Origin of the sequence: Vulcanisaeta sp. (assembly GCF_049966235.1) — an archaeon.
Taxonomy (GTDB): Archaea; Thermoproteota; Thermoprotei; order Thermoproteales; family Thermocladiaceae; genus Vulcanisaeta; species Vulcanisaeta moutnovskia.
Genome location: NZ_JBMFVA010000007.1, coordinates 17,533 through 38,136 on the forward strand (window position 1 = coordinate 17,533; position 20,604 = coordinate 38,136).

20 protein-coding genes are annotated in these 20,604 nt (G+C 39.8%); 10 read left to right on the top strand and 10 right to left on the bottom strand.

The features are described from left to right. Nucleotides 1-299 precede the first annotated feature (299 nt). Complete coding sequence (locus tag ACP5L5_RS05900) at nucleotides 300-773, top strand: hypothetical protein (protein ID WP_428762308.1); 474 nt, start codon at nucleotides 300-302, stop codon at nucleotides 771-773. A 14-nt stretch (nucleotides 774-787) separates the two neighbouring features. Here the strand turns inward: ACP5L5_RS05900 and ACP5L5_RS05905 are convergent, their stop codons facing one another. Continuing rightward, nucleotides 788-1,297: a hypothetical protein gene (locus ACP5L5_RS05905; RefSeq protein ID WP_428762309.1), complete on the bottom strand. Its 510-nt coding sequence runs from the start codon at nucleotides 1,295-1,297 to the stop codon at nucleotides 788-790. Nucleotides 1,298-1,454: 157 nt separating this feature from the next. Between ACP5L5_RS05905 and ACP5L5_RS05910 the strand changes: the two genes are divergently transcribed. Then, the gene (locus ACP5L5_RS05910) at nucleotides 1,455-1,790 is read left to right on the top strand and encodes an AbrB/MazE/SpoVT family DNA-binding domain-containing protein (protein ID WP_428762311.1); all 336 of its coding nucleotides are present in this window, start codon (nucleotides 1,455-1,457) and stop codon (nucleotides 1,788-1,790) included. Between the two features lie 31 nt (nucleotides 1,791-1,821). Here the strand turns inward: ACP5L5_RS05910 and menA are convergent, their stop codons facing one another. The 3 genes from menA to ACP5L5_RS05925 are packed head-to-tail and all read right to left on the bottom strand — an operon-like array spanning nucleotide 1,822 to nucleotide 4,506. Further along, the gene (gene menA / locus ACP5L5_RS05915; RefSeq protein ID WP_428762313.1) at nucleotides 1,822-2,712 is read right to left on the bottom strand and encodes a 1,4-dihydroxy-2-naphthoate octaprenyltransferase; all 891 of its coding nucleotides are present in this window, start codon (nucleotides 2,710-2,712) and stop codon (nucleotides 1,822-1,824) included. Between the two features lie 54 nt (nucleotides 2,713-2,766). Continuing rightward, entirely contained in the window at nucleotides 2,767-4,179 is a 1,413-nt protein-coding gene (locus tag ACP5L5_RS05920; RefSeq protein ID WP_428762314.1) for an FAD-binding oxidoreductase, read from the bottom strand. Nucleotides 4,180-4,191: 12 nt separating this feature from the next. Then, nucleotides 4,192-4,506: a 4Fe-4S dicluster domain-containing protein gene (locus ACP5L5_RS05925; RefSeq protein WP_428762316.1), complete on the bottom strand. Its 315-nt coding sequence runs from the start codon at nucleotides 4,504-4,506 to the stop codon at nucleotides 4,192-4,194. Nucleotides 4,507-4,744: 238 nt separating this feature from the next. Between ACP5L5_RS05925 and ACP5L5_RS05930 the strand changes: the two genes are divergently transcribed. Then, the gene (locus ACP5L5_RS05930) at nucleotides 4,745-6,292 is read left to right on the top strand and encodes a hypothetical protein (RefSeq protein ID WP_428762317.1); all 1,548 of its coding nucleotides are present in this window, start codon (nucleotides 4,745-4,747) and stop codon (nucleotides 6,290-6,292) included. 200 nt (nucleotides 6,293-6,492) lie between these two features. Here ACP5L5_RS05930 and ACP5L5_RS05935 read toward each other — a convergent pair whose 3' ends face one another. Next, nucleotides 6,493-7,449, bottom strand: coding sequence for a heterodisulfide reductase-related iron-sulfur binding cluster (locus tag ACP5L5_RS05935; RefSeq protein WP_428762319.1), 957 nt, complete (start codon nucleotides 7,447-7,449; stop codon nucleotides 6,493-6,495). A 174-nt stretch (nucleotides 7,450-7,623) separates the two neighbouring features. On the opposite strand from ACP5L5_RS05935, the gene ACP5L5_RS05940 reads away from it, so the two are divergent. Genes ACP5L5_RS05940 through ACP5L5_RS05950 form a run of 3 tightly spaced genes read left to right on the top strand, consistent with a single transcriptional unit; the run spans nucleotide 7,624 to nucleotide 10,582 of the window. Further along, a complete protein-coding gene (locus ACP5L5_RS05940; protein WP_428762321.1) occupies nucleotides 7,624-8,727 on the top strand; it encodes a four-carbon acid sugar kinase family protein in 1,104 nt (367 codons plus the stop codon). A 17-nt stretch (nucleotides 8,728-8,744) separates the two neighbouring features. After that, entirely contained in the window at nucleotides 8,745-9,740 is a 996-nt protein-coding gene (gene pdxA, locus ACP5L5_RS05945; RefSeq protein ID WP_428762322.1) for a 4-hydroxythreonine-4-phosphate dehydrogenase PdxA, read from the top strand. Between the two features lie 23 nt (nucleotides 9,741-9,763). After that, nucleotides 9,764-10,582, top strand: a complete 819-nt coding sequence (locus ACP5L5_RS05950) for an SDR family NAD(P)-dependent oxidoreductase (protein ID WP_428762324.1) — start codon at nucleotides 9,764-9,766, stop codon at nucleotides 10,580-10,582. Nucleotides 10,583-10,593: 11 nt separating this feature from the next. Here the strand turns inward: ACP5L5_RS05950 and ACP5L5_RS05955 are convergent, their stop codons facing one another. Genes ACP5L5_RS05955 through ACP5L5_RS05965 form a run of 3 tightly spaced genes read right to left on the bottom strand, consistent with a single transcriptional unit; the run spans nucleotide 10,594 to nucleotide 14,762 of the window. Then, a complete protein-coding gene (locus tag ACP5L5_RS05955; protein WP_428762325.1) occupies nucleotides 10,594-11,661 on the bottom strand; it encodes an isocitrate/isopropylmalate dehydrogenase family protein in 1,068 nt (355 codons plus the stop codon). A gap of 58 nt (nucleotides 11,662-11,719) precedes the next feature. After that, nucleotides 11,720-13,420, bottom strand: a complete 1,701-nt coding sequence (gene ilvD / locus ACP5L5_RS05960) for a dihydroxy-acid dehydratase (RefSeq protein ID WP_428762327.1) — start codon at nucleotides 13,418-13,420, stop codon at nucleotides 11,720-11,722. Between the two features lie 52 nt (nucleotides 13,421-13,472). Continuing rightward, entirely contained in the window at nucleotides 13,473-14,762 is a 1,290-nt protein-coding gene (locus ACP5L5_RS05965) for an MFS transporter (RefSeq protein ID WP_428762329.1), read from the bottom strand. A 346-nt stretch (nucleotides 14,763-15,108) separates the two neighbouring features. Here ACP5L5_RS05965 and ACP5L5_RS05970 point away from each other — a divergent pair, with 346 nt between their 5' ends. Both ACP5L5_RS05970 and ACP5L5_RS05975 read left to right on the top strand, forming a co-directional pair. Continuing rightward, on the top strand, nucleotides 15,109-15,861 hold the full coding sequence (locus ACP5L5_RS05970; RefSeq protein WP_428762331.1) for an acetoacetate decarboxylase family protein: 753 nt from the start codon (nucleotides 15,109-15,111) through the stop codon (nucleotides 15,859-15,861). A gap of 222 nt (nucleotides 15,862-16,083) precedes the next feature. Next, nucleotides 16,084-16,332 (top strand): sodium:solute symporter, encoded by a 249-nt coding sequence (locus ACP5L5_RS05975; protein ID WP_428762333.1) that lies wholly within the window; start codon nucleotides 16,084-16,086, stop codon nucleotides 16,330-16,332. Here ACP5L5_RS05975 and ACP5L5_RS05980 read toward each other — a convergent pair. Then, entirely contained in the window at nucleotides 16,329-16,559 is a 231-nt protein-coding gene (locus ACP5L5_RS05980; protein WP_428762335.1) for a hypothetical protein, read from the bottom strand. The genes ACP5L5_RS05975 and ACP5L5_RS05980 overlap by 4 nt on opposite strands. Nucleotides 16,560-16,623: 64 nt before the next feature. Beyond that, complete coding sequence (gene purB / locus ACP5L5_RS05985) at nucleotides 16,624-18,045, bottom strand: adenylosuccinate lyase (RefSeq protein ID WP_428762337.1); 1,422 nt, start codon at nucleotides 18,043-18,045, stop codon at nucleotides 16,624-16,626. A gap of 110 nt (nucleotides 18,046-18,155) precedes the next feature. Here purB and ACP5L5_RS05990 point away from each other — a divergent pair, with 110 nt between their 5' ends. Then, the gene (locus ACP5L5_RS05990; protein WP_428762339.1) at nucleotides 18,156-19,172 is read left to right on the top strand and encodes an adenylosuccinate synthetase; all 1,017 of its coding nucleotides are present in this window, start codon (nucleotides 18,156-18,158) and stop codon (nucleotides 19,170-19,172) included. Beyond that, the gene (locus ACP5L5_RS05995) at nucleotides 19,169-20,587 is read left to right on the top strand and encodes an NAD(P)/FAD-dependent oxidoreductase (RefSeq protein ID WP_428762341.1); all 1,419 of its coding nucleotides are present in this window, start codon (nucleotides 19,169-19,171) and stop codon (nucleotides 20,585-20,587) included. The genes ACP5L5_RS05990 and ACP5L5_RS05995 overlap by 4 nt, the downstream gene beginning before the upstream one ends. Nucleotides 20,588-20,604: the final 17 nt, after the last annotated feature.

A 20,604-nucleotide genomic window follows, 5' to 3' on the forward strand; every position in this document is an offset into this window, starting at 1 on the left:
ACATTAAGTAAGATACCGAATAACTTGCTTACCATATAATAGGCATACAACCTCAAGGCTTATAAGATAGGGTAATAATTTAGGCAGTATGATGAGTAGGGACCTCGACTGCCAGAGAAGTGACGAATTTGCCGAGTGCTGATTTAACCGTTACTGGCTAGCTCTTTCAACCTGTTAATTGCGATCTACTTCTCATTTTCTATTTCTAAAAGACTCTCTTTATAAATTGAAATAATAAAATAGAAATAAGGAACAAAGTACACCGAAAGTACTACAGAAGTAATACTTAAAAATATTAAATGAGGATATTACCTATGACGAGGAAAGCCCTAGCACTAGTACTACCCGCTTTACTACTCGTAGTAGCACTAATGGCAGGAACAACAATGGCAATGCAAGTAACAAAAATAAAGCCAGACACACCAGGAGTAACAATAATCAAGGAAGTAACAACACTAAAACTAAAAGTACTACCACCAACCCACAGAATAGATCCTTCACTAGCGCCTTATACAGGAGTTCTTATAGGTCCATTTTATTTAAGTAGCTCAAATGAAGGTATTGCAGTCTATGTTACCTGGTCCCCCTCATCAGCTACCCTATTTATTGGAGTTGTGAATGCCAATACAGGTAGTGGATACGGTGTTAAGGATACTGGTGGTTCTGCTTTCGTTGTATTTTTCCCAGGAGTTGGATCTTGGTATGTAATGATTTACAACCTTAGTCCCTATTACGTAAATGCTAATGTTTACATATATATAGTATATTCATAAACATATAATAAAAATCACTTATTATTTGTTAAATTAACATAAACATAAAAAATTGATGATCCATTACTGCTAATACTACGTAGTTGGGAAGAATTCATATATATTACATTACTATTGTCAGTACATGTTGCTAAAATGTAGTTACTATTATTCGTTAAGGTTGCGTGTACGCAATTTATTATCTTATAACTATTATTATTTGCATTTACAATTACACCATTTAATTCATTTATATGCGCTATAAATATTATAATTATAAATGTTAATAATATCATTATGGAGATTAAAAGACCTAGGTATATTTTATTTGTAAATAAATTATGTTTTATATTACTATAAATATTCTTACTAATTACTTTTTCATTTTTTATTAGTATTTTGTTTAGGTTTACTTTGTCTATTGTTCCTATGTAGTGCCAGGTGTTTCCGTGCTTAACATATACGTAGTTTCCTGCCTTTATTACTACTGTTCCTGGTTTTCCGCATCTTGGGCATACTCCCATGCCTACTGCTCTGCTGGGCATTTGGTTTTATGTTCAATCCCTTCTTTAAATCTCTTTCTGTTCTTTATCTTACGTGAAACCTTTATTTACCACTGTGCATGTTGGCACATTTTCAATTTGGTTTCACGTATTTTCCACGGAGTATTACTTAAGTGTGGTAGTGTTGAGGAACTGATCGGTGGTAGGCGTGGTTGTTAGGGTGACTGTACGTAGGAAGTTGGAGAGGTTTAATGTGACCACACTGCCCTTCACGGTTAGGTTGTACATAAATAACCAGGTGTTGTTACCAGCAAGCTTAGTTAGGGCTTTGGGTATAACCCACATAAGGTTCGCTGATGTTGATCTTGAGTATAAGGGTTTCATGATTGAGCTGAAGGGTGTTAGGTTGCTGAGGACTAGGCATACTGACTCGAGACAATTCACAATACCCAGGGGTGTTAGGGAATTGTATGGTATTGGACCTGGCGATACCATTAAGGTACTATCCATAAGACCATCCGTTATTAACCAATGACACTTTAAATAATCGAGAAATAAAATTAAAATCAAAACCTAATTAGTAATCCTATGACCAGTAGTATTGTATATGCCAGGGAGTATAGTGACGTGGTCTCATCAAGGTGCTCAAAAACCCCATTAGTAGCATTCCTAATCATCTTAATTGTTAATGGGATCAATGCAATGGTTATTAATGTACAAATGGGTAATAACCTAAGTAATATTAGTACTGACTGGGTTGCATAGGCACTTGCTAATAATGCCACGTAAAACCACTTAGCATTACTACCAAGTCTAATGGCCAGCGTATACGCACCCCTACCTCTATCCCTCTCAATATCTCTAACATTATTTGCATACAATGTGGCAACCACAAGGAGAGCCACGGGCACCGATACTATAGCAACCGCGTAATTAATAAGGCCGGTTGAAGCAACTATGGATCCTAACGCCATTAATGGACCCCATGCCAGAAACACCGATAATTCACCAAGGGCCCTATACTTGAGTTTCAGTGGTGGTCCTGTGTATTCATAGACCAGGAATATGCCGGTGATACCGAGTATTAGTATTAATGGGCTTACCACAATGGATAGGTAAATCCCTATTAATGAACCTGTTATTAGTAATATAAGGCCTATGTTGAGCATTGACCTAGTGTTTACAATACCCATGAATATTGCATGAGGCCTGTACTTAAGTACATCAGGTGCATCTACTCCATACAATGTGTCGTAGTAGTCATTAATCACATTAACGCTCATATGAAGCAGTAATGCACCAATTAATGCCAGGGTAAAGAATACAATGTTAATTCTGTAACCGAGGTAATAGGCATACGCTGCACCAAGTGAGATTGAGGCTATGGTCATAGGCATTGACCAAGCCCTAACAATGACAGTCCATGCCTGTAAATAACTCAAAACCTTACCAATCATCAACCCGGCAATCTAAGGCGTACTTTTAAGCCCTATGGGTTAAAGACACGGGCTCTAATCAAATATCTTACCTGGGTTAAATACGCCATATGGGTCAAATACCCTCTTAATGTTCTTCATTAGGTTTATTACATAGTCGCTATTACCATCATTCCTACTACTAATTGCCTCCCGTAATAATCCCTTCTTCTGTACTCCAATCCCATGCTCAGCGCTTACCGTACCATTAAGCCTTATAGCCAGTTTACCAACATCCTCAAAGAATCTCATGATCCTCTCCATTTCATCCTTATCAGAACGCCTAGCCCAAACAGTTGGGTGTAAATTCCCATCACCAATGTGCCCACCAATGACCATCTTAACATTATACTTCTGGCCAAGGGCCTGTATCTCCCTAACCGCTTCTGGTAACTTGCTCGTTGGTACTGCAATATCCTCGAAGGCTACGAAGGCGTCTGTGCCATAATCATTAAATGCGGCCTTTAACGTTGCTGAGTAAAGCATTCTTCTTGGTTCCAAGATCTTCGAGAATTCCTGCCACGTGAATGCCTTATCAATAATCTCACCACCACTTAGTGATACGTCATTATTAAGCTTAGAAAGTATTTGCTGTTCACTACCACTGTAGGTGTCAATACCAATCCATAGGTAATACATAGGTTCAAGACCGAGTACTTGTGCAATCATATAATCAATGAACTCAGTTACCATAGGCCATAGTTTATCTCTCTTAACCCTAATCACAGCATTAACTAGTGATTCGGCATCCCTGAACCTTGCCATTAACCCTACAAAGGATTCAGGTAATGGTGCCAACCTTAACGTTGCCTCTGTAATTATTCCCAACGTACCTTCAGAACCAATGAAAGTTTGGACCAGGTTATATCCCTCACGGCACTTAACAGTCCTACAACCAACCCTAATAACATCACCAGTTCCAATAACGGCCTCAAGGCCGAGGACCCAATGTGATGCAGGGCCATACTTAGCACCACGCATCCCACCACCACCATTACTAATTACACCACCGACAGTCGCAGTCTTCGATGACGCAGGATCCACAGGCCACTGAAGGCCATAACCCATCAACTCCAGGTTTAGTTCATCATCTTTAATTCCAGGCTGGACCCTAGCGTACCAATCAATGTCAGAAATCTCAATTATTGAGTTCATTCTCTCTAGGGAGACTATTACCGTATTCTCAAGCTTAGGTGTTGCGTTACCGGATAGACTTGTTGATGAGCCAACCGGTATTATTTTAAAACCATAATCAATGGCTAACTTAACTATCTTAACAACCTCATCAACGCTCACCGGTTGAATAACAGCCATTGGTTTAACACCAACTTCGGAAGATGCATCATGACTATACAAAGACAATATATGTGGTTCCGTGAATAACCTATCCTTAAACACTGCCTCAAGCTCCTTAATTACATCACCCTGTCTCTGAGTCATACTAACCATATCGATTCACCACTACTTAAGTATTGTTCCTAAGATAAATGCCTTAAAACTATGTATTGCATCAGCAATTTTGATACCAGCCGGACACTGGGTATCACAGGACGCGCAGTGTAGGCAGGTCATTATTGAATTAATAACATCGCCATTAATTTCTATATTCTTACTCTGCCCAAAACCATTCTCAATTAGTGTCTTAATTAAGTTGATCCTACCCCTAGGCCCATAGGCCCTACTACGTAGGGCATTGAATGTTGGGCATGGAAACTCACAAAATCCGCAATACATACATTTTTTAACTTCCTCGTGGATCTCCTTAATATTCATCATTTATTTATCCCTCTGTTTACTCATTTTTATCTTAGTATAATATATCTTTAGTTCGTTAATAATTAAGATGCACATTATACGATGTCTCGACTTAGTCATGTTATTGCTTAAGGTCTTCATTTGTTTAATTTATTCTCGTGTCTTATTAAGTACTTTGATGCAATAGTTAATCCATTGACTAAGTATATGCTTGATGTTTTGTAGTTCCTTATTAATTATTTTGAGAGTTTCATAATGTATGTCTGGTGTTTTAGGTCAACTTACAGAATTTAGCACGGGACTGTTAAGGGCTAATCACTTTTGCATGGGTAAAAGGAGGGGTAAGAGGTATGTGTGCGGTGGTGATGTGAGTAATCCTAAGGTGATTGATGATGCCATTGAATTATTAACAGAGGCCATTAATCGAATGCTTAAGTGGCGGGTATGGAACACGTGGTGGATTGATGGTCACAGAAATGAGTGGTTAGTAATAAGAAAGAACATAGAGGAGAAGCTGAGAGACAAGTACGATGACGAGGTTGTTAATAGCGTTTTGAAATTAGTTAATGAGTTCACCATATATATTGGAAAATTTAGAAAATACTGGAGTGAAAACACCATGTGGAGTGAGGTTAAGAAGATGATCGATAACCTAATATACGGAAAGGCTGAGGTCATTATTTGGGAGAATGAGAATGGAGTTAGCGTTCATTCTAACTATATAACATTAAATGTAAGTAAAGCAGCAGAGAATGGTATAACAGTTCAATTGATACTTAAAGAATTTGATGGTATAACCATTAATGTGCCTGATGTATATATAAAAACGCTTAAACCTGAAGATTACGAAAAGTTCATTAATGAGACGTTAAAGTGGTTAAAGAAAGGCTTTGCGATGACTGATGAAGGCGTTAATGAGGAGAAACCGATAATGGTAACAACACAGGTATGGCAGGCCATTTTATGGTCATTACTATATTCAGGAGAGGTGTATATTAATATAGATGCTATTAACGTAAATAAAGAAGGTATATCAGTTAAATGGTATCTGAGGGCGAATGGTCATAATTCATTAAAGACCTTAGAGAGTGATAGGAAACCCAGTAATGAAAACGAGACAATATTACTACTTTTAACAGCAATATTAGGTGATGGGTACGTAATCATCACTAAATATCATGGTAGGTATGATACACCGGTCATCTCAATCACGATGAAAACCGAGAGTTTTAATAAGTGGGAGCCCATACTTAGTAAATTAAGTATAAGGTGGAGAAAATATCAACAGGGTAGTAAAACAGAAGTAATGTGGAGGTCAGGCCATGCGATTGACCTTACCCGCGTAATACTTAATGTTCTGCCGCCCATATTTAAGGATATGTTAGACGCGTTAGGGCCGAAGAAATGGGTAAATATGAAGAAAATCGCTGAGATTGAATTAAATTGGAGGTTAGGAAAGAATAAGGTTCTCATTGCTGGTTATGAATTTTCAGTAAACGTTCTTAAGACCACGGTTAGATTACGGCATCTTGCCAAGAATAAAGACGAGGTTGATATGATACGTAAAGCATTAATGAAAGTTTACGGAGATAAGTTCATAAGTCAGACACATATTAATGGCAATGGTAAATACATGGAAGTCATAATACCAATGCGACTTATTATGAAGTATAACGATATTAAAATGCAAGTAGTTCAGGTGTTATGTAAGATACTTAAGAAAACGAAGGATGAGCAAAAGAAACAGACAATTACTAATCATATAATGAAACTTATACCCACGGTAAGTATGACAGCATGTCGATGACTCATTTAAGGGTAATAAAGCCAGGTATTACCTAGTGAAGTAGTTCGTATAGAAGGAAGGCGTGTAAAGATATGTTCAAATACATAGTGAGCATTATGTAAAATTAGAAATTTAACTTAATTTCTAAGGAATGTGCCATGAGACAAATCCGCAGAATTGACATTTCCTAACCTCCTCATAAACGTCCTTAAGGCTCATCATCACCCGCTCACCTCCATGATCTCGGCGATGTCGTATAGACTAATCTCAACACCACTGAGTTTAACGCCTCTCCTTAGGTTTACGTAACATATTGGGCATTGGACAACTACATTACGGGAGAGTCTAGCCAATTCCCTAACCCTATTACTTGCAACCCTACCAGCAATCTCAGGATAAGTGGATTCGATGGGCCCACCGCAGCAGTGCGATGTGTCCCTACCCGTTATTACTGGGTCCTCCTTAACATCAGCCTTACCCCTAAATAAGCCTCTGATCAAGTCATACTTATTTAGGTACCTGGCGTATAGGCATGAATCATGTATTGTGAATTCACTGAGCTTTACCTTGACCCTGCCTGGGTCCAGGTAATCCAAGTAACTTCTAACCTTAATGTTGAATTCAGGTACGTACTTTGGATAGAGCTTCTCGAGGGTATGCTGGGTATGTGGGTCTATGGTTATTACCTCATTCACGTTATTGTCCCTAAAAATCTTGTAAACACTTTTGGCGTAATCGGCAAAATCATTTACGAAACCTAACTCATAGAGCAGGGCGCCACTGTAAGGCTCGTTATCGAGGACCCTAAATTTGATGCCCAAGGCCCTAAGCGTGTTGTATATGTTCTTAACGATTACATTAGCCCTATTAAGCTCCTCGTCACTGGGTCTAAGTAATGCCTTACCAAAAACCTTGGTACCAACAGCTGCAAATCTAGCTAATACGCCGCCCTTAGTGACGCCAAATCTCTCAAGTTCAGTAACAGCTCTTTCAATAACAGGAGCTAATTGGTAAAGACATGAGGTATACAGTACAGTGCCACTATCACTATCAAAGGCCAGACCCTCTCTCCACTTGTTACATATTGACTTATCAACGGGAAATGGAAGCCATGAATCCCTAAGACTGGTCACAATGACATCCCTTAAGGACTTAAACCAGTCAAGAGACACGAACATAAAGAGTCATTTAATAATTTAAAAATTTAACTTGCCTTAAGATGATATTTTATTATTTACGAATGATAAAGATTGCGTTAAATTATTTATATATTGTAATTCATTATCTCTACATTTTTATTTGATAAAATAGTAATACTTAAAATATAATAGGGAATTATGCTTGAGGTTTATATGGATCTGAAGTTCATTGTGATTTCAGATGATTTAACTGGCGCAAATGGTATTTCTGGCTTCATGTCTCGTTTCTGTAATTCTATTGTTATTAATTATGATAATAGCTTTATCAATGATGTAGCTTCTTTACCATATAATTGCGTAGTTGTAAATACTAAGAGTAGAATGATAGACGGCGTAAGTGCAAAGAACCGTGTAAATTATGTACTAGGGTTATTTAATAATGGCAGGTATAGATTTGGTAAGAGAATTGACAGTGCATTAAGGGGGAATATTGAGGATGAAATTTTACCCTTCATTGAAGGAGGATTTATTATTGTAATCACCGATACGATACCTGAATATGGTAGATATACAACTAATGGCTTTACGGTAATAAATAATTCAAGGGATAGCATACTTACTAGATTCAGTCGTGTTACTCCAATCATAATAAATGACATTAACAAACTGATTGATATAAAGAATACTACTGGTAAGGTATTTATAATCGACTCAAGGTCTCATGATGACTTAAGGAAGATAGCTAATTTCATTACAAGAAATCAAAATATAGTACCTGTGGATCCATTATATTTAATTGCCTATACCGCTCAGCAGCATGCTGCATTAATTCACCAGGAACAGTCACGCCTAATAATGAATAAAGTCGCTAGGAGAATAGCTTTTGTTATTGGTAGTACGCAGGAAATGACAATTAAGCAAATAAATTATGCTAAGAGTCATGGTTTTTATGTAATTAGACTTTATGATTTAATCAAAACAAATTATGCTGTTGATAATGATTGGATTATCATTTACTTTGATTACGTGAGAGATAGAGGGTTACTAACGCAGGAATTGGTAAAGTATTTAATGAATTTTGATGCGATAGTTCTGAGTGGTGGGGAAACCGCAAATTTCATTTTTGAATTATCTGGCGGTTTGTTTATTGAAAGTATTGCCGATATTATGCCATTAATTGGTGTCGGTATTATAAAAGGAGGCATATTAGATGGTAAGTTGATTGTAACTAAGGGAGGGTTCATTGGAAAGGAGGATACCTACGTAATAATTAGGGATTTCCTACTAGGTTTAAGTGCGAAAAATAAAAATAGATGATAAGTACTTAATGGATCGTGAGGCCCAAGATAGGTATAACCTTAGGAGACCCAGCTGGAATTGGATATGAGATTACTGCCAAGGCACTAAGTAAATTAAAGGATAAAAGTAATGCGGATTTCATCCTAGTTGGGAATAAGGATCAATTTCTAAAGGTACTAAAAATACTTAATTTAGATCCAACTGATATATTAAGAAGTATTGACTTTATTGAAATTCCTGGTCAAGATATAGAGTTTGGTAAAGTGCAAAGGGAAGCCGGCAGGATATCTCTTGAGAGTGTTAAATTAGGAGTTGAACTAGCAATGAAGAATGAAATTGACGCATTGGTAACCGCACCAATAAATAAAGAAGCTTGGAAATTAGCTGGCTCTAAACATATTGATCATACTACGTTACTTCAGGATTTAACAAACTCCAGTAAATCCATAACGATTTTTGAAGTTAAAAAGTTAAGGATATACTTCCTAACTAGGCATATACCATTTAGTAAAATAGTTTCTGAAGTTACTAAAGATAAAATAATAAGGGGAATATTCGAAGCTGATTTATCACTTAAGTTATTAGGCGTTAATAACGGTAAGATCGCAGTTGCCGCCTTAAATCCCCATGCTGGTGAGGATGGATTATTAGGTCGTGAGGAAATTGATGAAATAAAACCTGCAATTGAGGAGGCTAGGACAAAGTACGATATTGAGGTTTACGGGCCGTTTCCAGCCGATTCTGTATTTTATATGGCTGCCAGGGGTAATTATGATATTGTGATTTCACTATACCATGATCAAGGACATATAGCTGCTAAAATGTATGATTTCAGGAGAACCGTGAGCTTAACACTTGGATTGCCGTTCTTAAGAACATCAGTTGATCATGGAACAGCATTTGATATAGCCGGTAAAGGGATTGCTGATGAAACAAGTATGGTGGAGGCTATTAAAAAAGCTGTTAAATACGCAGTTAAGTATAAGGAGAATTATTCACGATATTATAAGGATACTAATGGTAATATTTAAAAATAAACACAATATAACGGTATATGGGTAAATATTCTAATGTCGATGAGATGAGGGATTTATTTTCTATTAAGGGCTTGGTTGCTGTGGTTACCGGTGCTGCTTCGGGTATTGGTCAAGGTATTGCCTTTGCGTGGGCTGCCAATGGCGGTAAGCTTGTTATCAGTGATATTAATGAGGATGGACTTAAGGAGACTGAGAGGGAGATTAGGAGCGTTACCAATGATGTTGTTAGTGTTGTTGCTGACGTTACGAAGCTTGATGACGTTAAGAGGCTAGTTAATGAGTCAGTGAAGGCCTTTGGTAACATTGATGCGCTTTATATAGTTCCTGGTATCAATGTCAGAAAGTCAATACTTAGTTATACTTATGATGAGTTTGAGCGAGTTCTTAGGGTTAATCTATGGGGTACGTATTACCTACTTAAGGAGTTTGGTAATGTCATGATTAAGAATCCGAGAGGTGGTTCAATAGTGTTAATGTCATCAATTAGGCACTTGGTTGTTGAGCCTGGTCAATCAGTCTATGCAGCCACTAAGGCCGCAATGGTGCAATTAGCTAGGACAGCCGCTGCAGAGTGGGCTAAGTATAATGTTAGGGTTAATGTTATTGCACCTGGCGTAGTTGAGACAGAATTAACGCAACAAATTAAGAAGGATACGGCATGGTATGAGGCATATAGGACAAAACCAGCCCTCAGGAGGTGGGCAACGGTGAAGGAAATAGCCGGCCCCGCTATATTCCTAGCAACACCAGCTGCATCCTACATAACGGGCGCAGTAATCTACGTTGATGGTGGATGGACAGCTATAGACGGAAGATACGAACCAAACATACCATGAATTTAAAAATGTTAGCGCCTTAAAACCCTATTTATTATTTCGTTTGTAAATTCCTCCGTAGTTACCTTACCGCCAATGTCAGGCGTTCTTACTCCACTTCTTAATGCATCAAGTATTGCATCCTCAATTATTTTAGCTTCCCTTGAATAACCAAGCCAGTCAAGCATCATTGATGTTGCCATTATCATAGCCGTCGGATTTGCAATGCCTTTACCAGCAATGTCAGGCGCACTACCATGAACAGGTTCAAACATTGCTCTATCATCACCAATATTACCAGACCATGCAAGTCCAACACCGCCCACGGTAGCCGCGGCTAGCTCAGAAAGTATATCACCGAACATATTCTCAGTAACCACAATATTCAGCATTTCTGGGTGTAATATCATGAACTGAGCCATGGCATCAGCATACATAAAGTTATACTTAACATCCGAGTAATTCCTGGCGACCTCCGTGAATACTTTCCTAAAGAAATAGAAACTTTTTAAAACATTGCTCTTATCAACGCATGTCACGACTTTTTCACCATAGGCATTGCCCTTACTTCTCCTAGCTAATTCAAATGCAAACCTCACTATTCTCTCAGTACCCTTCCTAGTTATTGTTTGAATATCAATAGCTACATCATCCCTAAGTATTAAACCACCAAAATGACTTGAATAAAGTCCCTCACTGTTCTCCCTTATTAACACATAGTCAATTGTTTTACTACCATCACCATAGTCCCTCAATGGAGATTGAACGCCAGGAAGCAACTTAATAGGCCTTACATTTGCGTAAAGGTCAAGGTTAAACCTAAGTCCAAGTATTATGTCCAAGCCAGCCTCAACACCCTCCTTGGTCCTAATATTTGGGTCACCCATAGGTCCCTTTAAAATGGCCCTATACTTCCTTGCCTCATCAAGTACGTAATCAAGGGTTACTTTACCAGAGGCTATATTCCTCGCATTTATGTTATCGTAAACCTGTGATTCAATCTTAACATTAAAATTACTACGCATTATTTCAAGGATTCTTAGTGCGCTTCTCATAATTTCAGGTCCAATACCATCGCCAGGTAAAACCATTATATCCATATATCAATACTTACATTTAATGATCCTTTTAAGTTCTACCAATTCTGATCTATAAGGTCTACTCTAGGACAGCACCTCTTGATGCACTTGTTACCAACTTAGCATACTTAGCCAATACTCCCGTTGTGTATTTAGGTTTTGGTGGTGTCCAATTCTTCATTCTATTTCTTATCTCATCATCACTCAACTTAACCTCTAACCTCTTTTCATAGGCGTCAATGACAACTATATCTCCATCCTTAACAATTGCTATTGGACCGCCGACGGCAGCTTCGGGTGCAACGTGGCCTACCATGAACCCTCGCGTAGCGCCACTAAATCTTCCGTCAGTGATTAACGCAACCGTATCCCCAAGTCCAGCACCAACTATTGCCGAAGTTACTGAAAGCATTTCTGGCATACCAGGTGCACCCTTAGGACCTACGTATCTAATGATCACAACATCACCAGGCTTAATCTCGCCTCTTGTTACGGCCTTAAATGCATCTTCCTCATTATCAAAGACACGTATCGGTCCTTCATGTCTTAATCGCTTAACTCCGGCAATCTTAACAACAGCGCCTTCAGGTGCTAAGTTACCCTTTAGAATCACAATGCCTCCCATGGGCAGTATTGGTGAATCAGCATCTTTAACTATGGTCTTATCCTCCTCCCTAACAGGTAAAAGCCACGGAGCCTTATACTTCTCAAGGTTCTCCTTCAACGTCATCGTAGTTACAGTTAATACATCGCCATGGATTAATCCCTTCTTAAGCAATCTTCTTAATACCAATGGTAATCCACCTAACCTATCTAACTGCCAAACCGCGTATCTACCCCCTGGTAACAAATCAGCTATGTAGGGAGTCTTTGAGTAAATTCTGTCGAAGTCATCGAGGGTTAATTTAACCCCGGCCTCATGGGCTATTGCGAGTAGATGAAGTACGGCATTTGTTGAACCACCCATCGCAGCATCAATGGCTATGGCATTTTCAAACGCCTCATAAGTCAATATGTCCCTAGGCTTAATACCAAGCTCTAATAACTTCATCACTGCTTCGCCAGCTGCACGAGCGGCAATCCTTCTCCTAGAATCCACAGCAGGTATTGTCGAGGTTCCAGGCAAGGCCATGCCTAATGCCTCAGCTAGTATGGCCATTGTATTTGCAGTATAGAGCCCAGCGCATGAACCAGGTCCTGGACATGCATTGTTCTCTATTAACTTTAATTCCTCAAGCGTTATCTTTCCTGCATAATATGCACCTACGGCCTCAAACGCATCACCTAATGACAGCATTTTCTCGCCAAGGAAGCCAGTCATCATGGGACCGCCATTAAAGAATATGGCAGGGATATTCATTCTAGCCCCAGCCATAAGCATGCCGGGTTCAATCTTATCACAACTAGCTAGCAAGACGACAGCATCAAGGCCATGAGCCATAACCATTTCCTCTACAGAATCCGCAATAGTCTCCCTACTAACTAATGAATACTTCATACCCTCATGGCCCATGGCTATGCCATCATCAATGGCTATTGTATTAAACTCCATTGGTGTACCACCAGCAACTCTAACGCCCTCCTTAACATACTTAGCTAATTCATTTAAATGAATATGGCCAGGCACAATCTCGTTCCAGGAATTAGCAAGTGCAATTAATGGTTTAGCTAAATCCTCGTCACTGTAACCATCAGCCTTAAAGAGACTCCTATGAGGAGCTCTTTCAGGACCTTCAGTAACAACTCGACTTCTAACCTTAATTGTTACTTTGCTTGTCATGGAAAATAATAATATATACAATTTTTAAATTTTAATTTAAATTGTTTTTAACCTACGATTTAGCACTAACCTGTACCTGCTTAAACAGCCTTAATGAATACACTAACACTGCCGCTATTATGAAGAAAATAGTGAGTATTAGATACGCTAATGCAAAACTATGAGTTGCGGTCTCTACATAACCAACAATGTAGGGCCCTACGAAGCCTCCCAAATTTCCAACTGAATTTATAAGGCCGATAGCTACAGCTGCTGCAGCGCCTGATAAGTATAGCGTTGGTAGGCTCCAGAAGGAACCAAAACCACCCAGTATGCCCATCGTCATTAATATAAGCGCTATTGTTACGACCGTGAAATTACTTGGAAACGCCAGCGCTAAGGCAGAGCCCACCGTACCTATTATGAGAGGTATTGCCGTATGGTGAATTCTTTCTAAGGTTTTATCTGAATGCCTGCCCCAAAGAACCATCCATATTAGGCCGATTATCCATATAATAGCCACTATAATACCAATCACTAAATAACCATAACTACTACCCAACTTTTCAATAGCCGGCGTCCATATATTAACTGCGTAGAAGTCCGTAATCCAGAAGAAGTATATTAATGCCAGTATTATCGTGACAGGGTTAGCCAAGGCCGACCAAATGCTCTGCTTAGCTCTCTTAGCGGCCTCCTCCCTCTCAGCATTAAGTGCTTGCTCAAGTACGGCCTTCTCCTCATCACTTAGCCACTTGGCATCCCTAGGTCTGTTTGTAATGAAGAAATAGGCTATTGGGGCAAATATTATGGCGAGTAGACCTTCTATGTAAAATACCCAACGCCAACCAAGCGTTATTATTATATAACTAGCTAATGGGCTGTTTATTATGGTTGACACGGGTATTGCTGTCATGAACAAGGACACCGCCTGAGCCCTCCACTTTTGTGGGAACCATAGTGATAAGTAATAAATTATTCCAGGAAAGAATGCTCCCTCCATGAAACCTACTAGGAATCTATAGACGTAAAGTTGAATAATATTCGTAATAGTACCCACTAGGAGCCCAAATAGGCCCCAACCAAATAGGAATATGGCAACTATGGTTCTGGCGCCAATTTTTTCAACTAAGTATGTACCTGGCATTTGAAATATGAAGTAGCCAATGAAGAATATACCTGACGCTAAGCCCAAGGCAGCATAGGAGAATCCTAATTCCTCGTGCATTGGTACTATAGTGAACCCTATATTGGTTCTATCGAAGAAGGCTATTATGTACAGTATGAATACAAAGGGTATTATACGGCCCCATAACTTGCCAACAACCTTTTCAAGTGTAAGCTGCTCCGGCTGGGTTGGCATATTCTGTCTTTTAATATTTTGTCTATTTAAGTATTTCTTTTGGCTAAAGTTAAATATATTTCCATAAACCTCTTAAATATAACCATAAGAATAAATATTTAAATAAACTATTTTTCTTTTTACTATTATTATTACTTATACATTCTTCCACACAGTTAGTATATAGTATTTCATTTTTCTCGTATTTACGGCATTTCTTATAGCATTCTAATACCATATTATTTAGATTAAAATTTATATTCTTAAATAAATTCCTCTTAATGAACTTTCGTATCTTATTACGTAAATATTGCCGATACTTTTCTTAAGGCAAAACTTAATTTCTGTAATTATGTATCAGCCCTTAATGGCTATGCAAAATAGGATTAAAGGCAAGCTTTCCGTTAGAAATCTCTGGTCAATGCCAGGAAATACACCTCTCTTTGCAAAATTACCCCAGTATTTTCCTGATGCCGAAGTCCTCCAGGTATTCTTCGAGGCTGATCCAGAGGGTGCCGCTGAGGTGATTCCCGAGGATTTGGAGGTTCCAGTGCCCACAGAGGTCATCATCACCTTCTTTAAATTCCCATTCAGTACTCTAGGGCCTTATAATGAGTTTGCCGTGGACATTAAGGTGTTGCTTGATGGTCAGGAGAAGTATTATACGGCTTATAACTACGTTAATAGTGACGTAGGGCTTGCGGCGGGTAGAGAAGTGTGGGGTGTTCCCAAAAAATTCGCGGTTCTTGATATTAGGAGGAGCTTTGACTTGGTTTATGGATTCCTAGAAAGGCCTGAGGGGTTGAGACTTATAACTACCGTGATCAGGCCTGAGGAACCTGCTAGGATAGAGCCACTGCCGATCACTAGGCTTGCCCTTAAGGTTATTCCGCCAGCCGGTGATGGTGCTGAGCCGCTGGTTCAATTGGTTGATAGGTATAGGCATAAATTGACTCCGAAGAGTGTTTGGACTGGTCCTTGTACGTTGGTGTTTAATAACAAGAGTGATATTGATCCGCTTTATAGGTTGGGGCCGAGGAGAGTAATTAGGTGTGTTTATGGGACCTTTGACTACGTGCTAGATTTTGGTAGGGTCGTTAAGGACTATAGTAGGTATTAATGTTCTGGTGTTTTTAGTAATTGAAATTAAATACCATAAGGAATTATTTATTTTAAGGAATCTAGGACTTTAAGTTAACTAGTATTAATCAGGAATATTTTAATCTTATTCAGTCATATTAAGCTCTAGTTATAATAATATGAATATGCCAATGCTATGGCTATGTAATCTAAGCATCGTTACTAATAACTTATATTAATTAGTTATTTTTGTTTTCTGTTAGTGCCTAGTAAGGCTTTGGCTAGGTTTGCCAGGGATTTAAGTGAATCGGGGTTTAGGGGTGTGGTTAGGGCTTACTACGTCAGGGGTGGTCCCAACTCGTTGAGTATTGAGTTCATTATTTATAGGAGACCGAGTGCTGTCAGGAGGTTTTGGACTAGACTGAGGAGGGCTGTTGAGACTGTGCCGTCCCTCATTGCTGCCATGATTATTGGCTTTATCCTAGCATTAATAATGAGGTGGCTTGTTTAATGCAACAATGCTTCACTCAGGAAAGCTATTACTGTGCTTAGTCTCACGTTGTTTAGACATTTACTTTCAATTACTTCATAATCATCACTTATTAGGATCAATCGAATGCAATCATCGCTCCTAATCATTAATCTGTAGGTGCGTTCCTCGTGCATAAGCACCATGTCTAACTCCTTCACAATAATGTCCATTAACTTCCTCCTCAATTCATACTTACTGCTCTGCATGTAATTGGCTTTATCAGGTGGCTTAATTATTGCTGGGTTATTTTAATTGGTCGCGGTATTCGTATTACTGCCCTAAAAATTCAAGGGATTTCAGGGTATTAACCTCGTTACTCATTTTAGCCCTAATGATCTCCAGTGTATATTTACACTGGCTTAGGCAGTTCATGGTTAAATCCCTGGCATAACCAATGTATTTACCTGGACTTAGTCCGCGCAGTACATCATCATTAACGCCTAATTCATCTAATACCCTCTCATAATCCTCTATTCCCATTCTCGACCTCCTGAATATCGCTAACGCCCTCTCATAGGCATCAGCCATACCCAACGCCCTAAGCCTAACCTGAACAGCCTCACTAAGTACCTCCCAATGTTCATTCAAGTCCTTACTTATGGCATCATCATCAACGTCAATACTGCTCAATACGGCATTCAGTCTCCTTACCCCAAGGATCACGTGAGCAATGCCAAGCCCAATATTCCTCTTAATAGTTGAATCACTTAAATCCCTCTGAAGCCTACTCACTTGAATATGCCTACTGATCTCCATGAGGATTGAAGAACCAAGCTTCAAATTGCCTTCAGCATTCTCAAGATCTACTGGATTAACCTTATGAGGCATTGTGGATGATCCTATGGGTCTACCGTGAACATGTACGTAACCAAGCATATTATAAATCCAAAGGTCCTGAGCGAGATTAATAAGCGACTGAGACATTAGGCCAATGGATGTTAATAATTGGGTCAGTGTGTCAGGGGGCAGTATTTGTGTTGTGACCAGCGCAGGTTCAAAACCAAGCTCCCTAACGAATTTGTTCAATTCCTGTGGCCAATCAATGTCCCTACTAATCATTGGGAAACTGGCCATAGACCCAGTGGCACCCGAAACCTTACCCTGCAACTTAATGTCAGTTGTCATACTTAGCCAATAGGTTAACCTGCAGGCATGATATGCAATCTCCTTACCGAGGGTTGTCGGTGTCGCTGGTTGTCCATGAGTCCTCCCAAGCATTGGTAAACTGGCGTACCTCTCCATTAGAGTAACCAACGTACTTAATAAATTAGTTAGTTCAGGCATTAGGTAATTGTACGTGGCAATCCTAACGAGGATTCCAAGAGCCAGATTATTCACATCCTCAGAAGTTAATCCAATGTGCGTTAAATGGGTTATCCTGCCAAGATCAACACTACCAAGTTTCTCCCTGAGCAGGTACTCAATCGCCTTAACATCGTGACCGAGCTTACCTTCAATCTCCTTAAACCTTTCATAATCATCATCACTAAACCTCAATGAAAGCAATCTTTCCTTCTCCTCTTTAGTCAATGGCTTCACTAGGCCTACCCTACTTAGTGCATCAACTACGAAGTTAAGGTATAGAATCTCAATCCTCAACCTATACTTCACGAATGCCTTTTCGGAAACTGCCGCCGCGTAATCCCTCAGTTCCTCGTAATACCTATCATCTAGTGGTGATATATAATCCACAGTAACTTAATGGTATCGTTATTTAAAAATTTATTTAATGATAGTGGCCATGTATTACGTGTACCTGCTGAAGCAATGTTTAAATAAGTGTTGATGTCTTTAATTAAAAAGTGCCACTAACAGTAGTTGTTGGTGGATGGTTTGGCGATGAGGGTAAGGGTAAGGTAGTGTCTTATTTAGGTCTCGTAGATAAAGCAAGTATTTGCGTTAGGACTGGTTCCATAAATGCTGGTCATACCGTAAATTACGGTGGGAGGTACTGGAAGCTTAGGATTGTACCTTCATGCTTCATTAATAAATTGACAAGGCTTATGATAGCGCCAGGCGCGTTGCTTAAGATTGATGTCTTATTTAGGGAGATTGAGGAGACAGGTAGCAGGGGTAGGATTTGGGTCGACGCCAATACTGGTATTATTGAGGATAAGCATGTTGAAAGCGAGAGAAGTAATGAGTACTTAATGAAGGTTATAGGGTCAACTGGTCAGGGCGTGGGTGCGGCGATGATTGATAGGGTACTGAGGGTTTTAAGGACTGCCAGGGATTTTCCCGAGCTTAGGGACTTAATAACTGATGTTAGTAGGGAAGTTAATGAGGAGTTGGATAGGGATGGTAATGTAATTATTGAGGGTACCCAGGGAACCTTCCTGAGTCTTTACCATGGTACTTACCCATTCGTGACTTCGAGAGATACCACGGCCGCGGGCATTATTAGTGAGGTTGGGATTAGTCCAAGGCTTGTTAGTGATATTATACTCGTGTTTAAGGCCTATGTGACGAGGGTAGGTGCTGGTGAATTACCTGGTGAGTTAAGTATGGATGAGGTGGTCACGAGGGGCTGGGCTGAGAGGGGTACAGTCACTGGTAGGCCAAGACGCGCTGCGCCATTTAATATTGACTTAGCCAGGAGGGCTATAATGCTAAATAGACCAACTCAGATAGCCATAACAAAGTTTGACGCATTATTTCCAAGTATTCGTGGAAGGAGGAGGTGGGATGACCTACCCGTTGAAGCGAGGAGGTGGATTGAGAGCGTTAGTGAGGTTCTGAAGGTACCGGTTACGTTAGTAGGGACTGGCGAGGATTCCATGGACATGATTGACATGCGCCGTGAGGTGGTTGGGCCATGATGTATGATGTGGCGATAATTGGAGGTGGACCTGCAGGTTTATTTGCGGCTTATGAGATTGTAGAAAACACTAGGGATACAAGCGTTGTGTTGGTTGATAAAGGCTACATGCCTAGGCAAAGGCATTGTCCATTGGCTAAGATTGGTAAGTGTGTCTGTGTGCCTTGTCACATAACTCATGGTATTGGTGGCGCTGGGCTCTTCAGTAGTGGTATTATTAACCTAAGGCCTGACATTGGTGGTGATCTTCAGGAAATCCTCAATAGTTGGGATGCAGCTAACCTACTCATTGATTACATTGATAGGATCTTCCTAAAGTTTGGGTCGCCGCAAGAGAGGGTTTTTGAGCCTAGGGGATCTGCATTCGAGGAGTACCAGAGATCACTGGCTCGTGTTGGTGCCCAGCTCGTGCCCATTAGGCAGAGGCACATTGGTACTGACGGTTCTATAAGAGTTATTGAAAACTTCGCTTCATACTTAACAGAGGCCGGAGTTAAGTTCGTTATTGGTACTGCGGTTGAGCGTATAGAGCGAGGTAATGGGTTCTTCTCGTTAAAGACTAGGAGAGGAATTATTGAGGCTAGGACGGTACTAATGGCACCAGGCAGGGCTGGAGCTGAGTGGTTTAGGGATGAGGCGAGAAGGCTAGGCATTGAGTTAATGCCTAATCCACTCGATGTTGGTGTTAGGGTTGAGGTTCCTAAGTACGTTATGGACCCAATAACTAGCCTGTATATGGATCCAAAGGTTATTATGTATACGAAATCTCATGATGATAAGGTTAGAACATTCTGTGTTAATCCAGGGGGTTTTGTGGTCATGGAGAGATATGATGATGGTACGGCTGGTGTTAATGGGGAGACATACGTGGATAGGAATAGCAATAACACTAACTTTGCATTATTAACTTCGATTAGGCTTACGGATCCCATGGAGGATACGATAGAGTATGGTAAGTCAATTGCTAGGTTGGCTACGAAGTTAGGTGGTGGTAAGCCAATAATTCAGAGGCTTGGTGATCTTGAAGATGGTAGGAGGTCTACGTGGGATAGGGTCAGGAGAAATGTTATTGAGCCAACGCTTAAGTTTGTAACACCAGGTGACATAGGGATGGCATTACCACATAGGGTTCTCGATAATTTAATGGAGTTCCTACACAAGGTGGATAATGTAATACCTGGACTCGCCTCAAAATATACATTGCTCTACGCACCAGAGATTAAGTACTATAGTATGAGAGCCATTACTAATAAATATATGGAAACCACAGTCGATGGAATATTCGCAGCCGGTGATGGTGCTGGTTTATCAAGGGGCATAAATGTAGCTGCAGCCACGGGCGTCTTGGCTGCGTGGGGAATATTGATGAGGTTAGGTAAGGATGTTAAAAATGAGCTCATAAATAAAATTAAATAAGGATAGATAATTGGTTC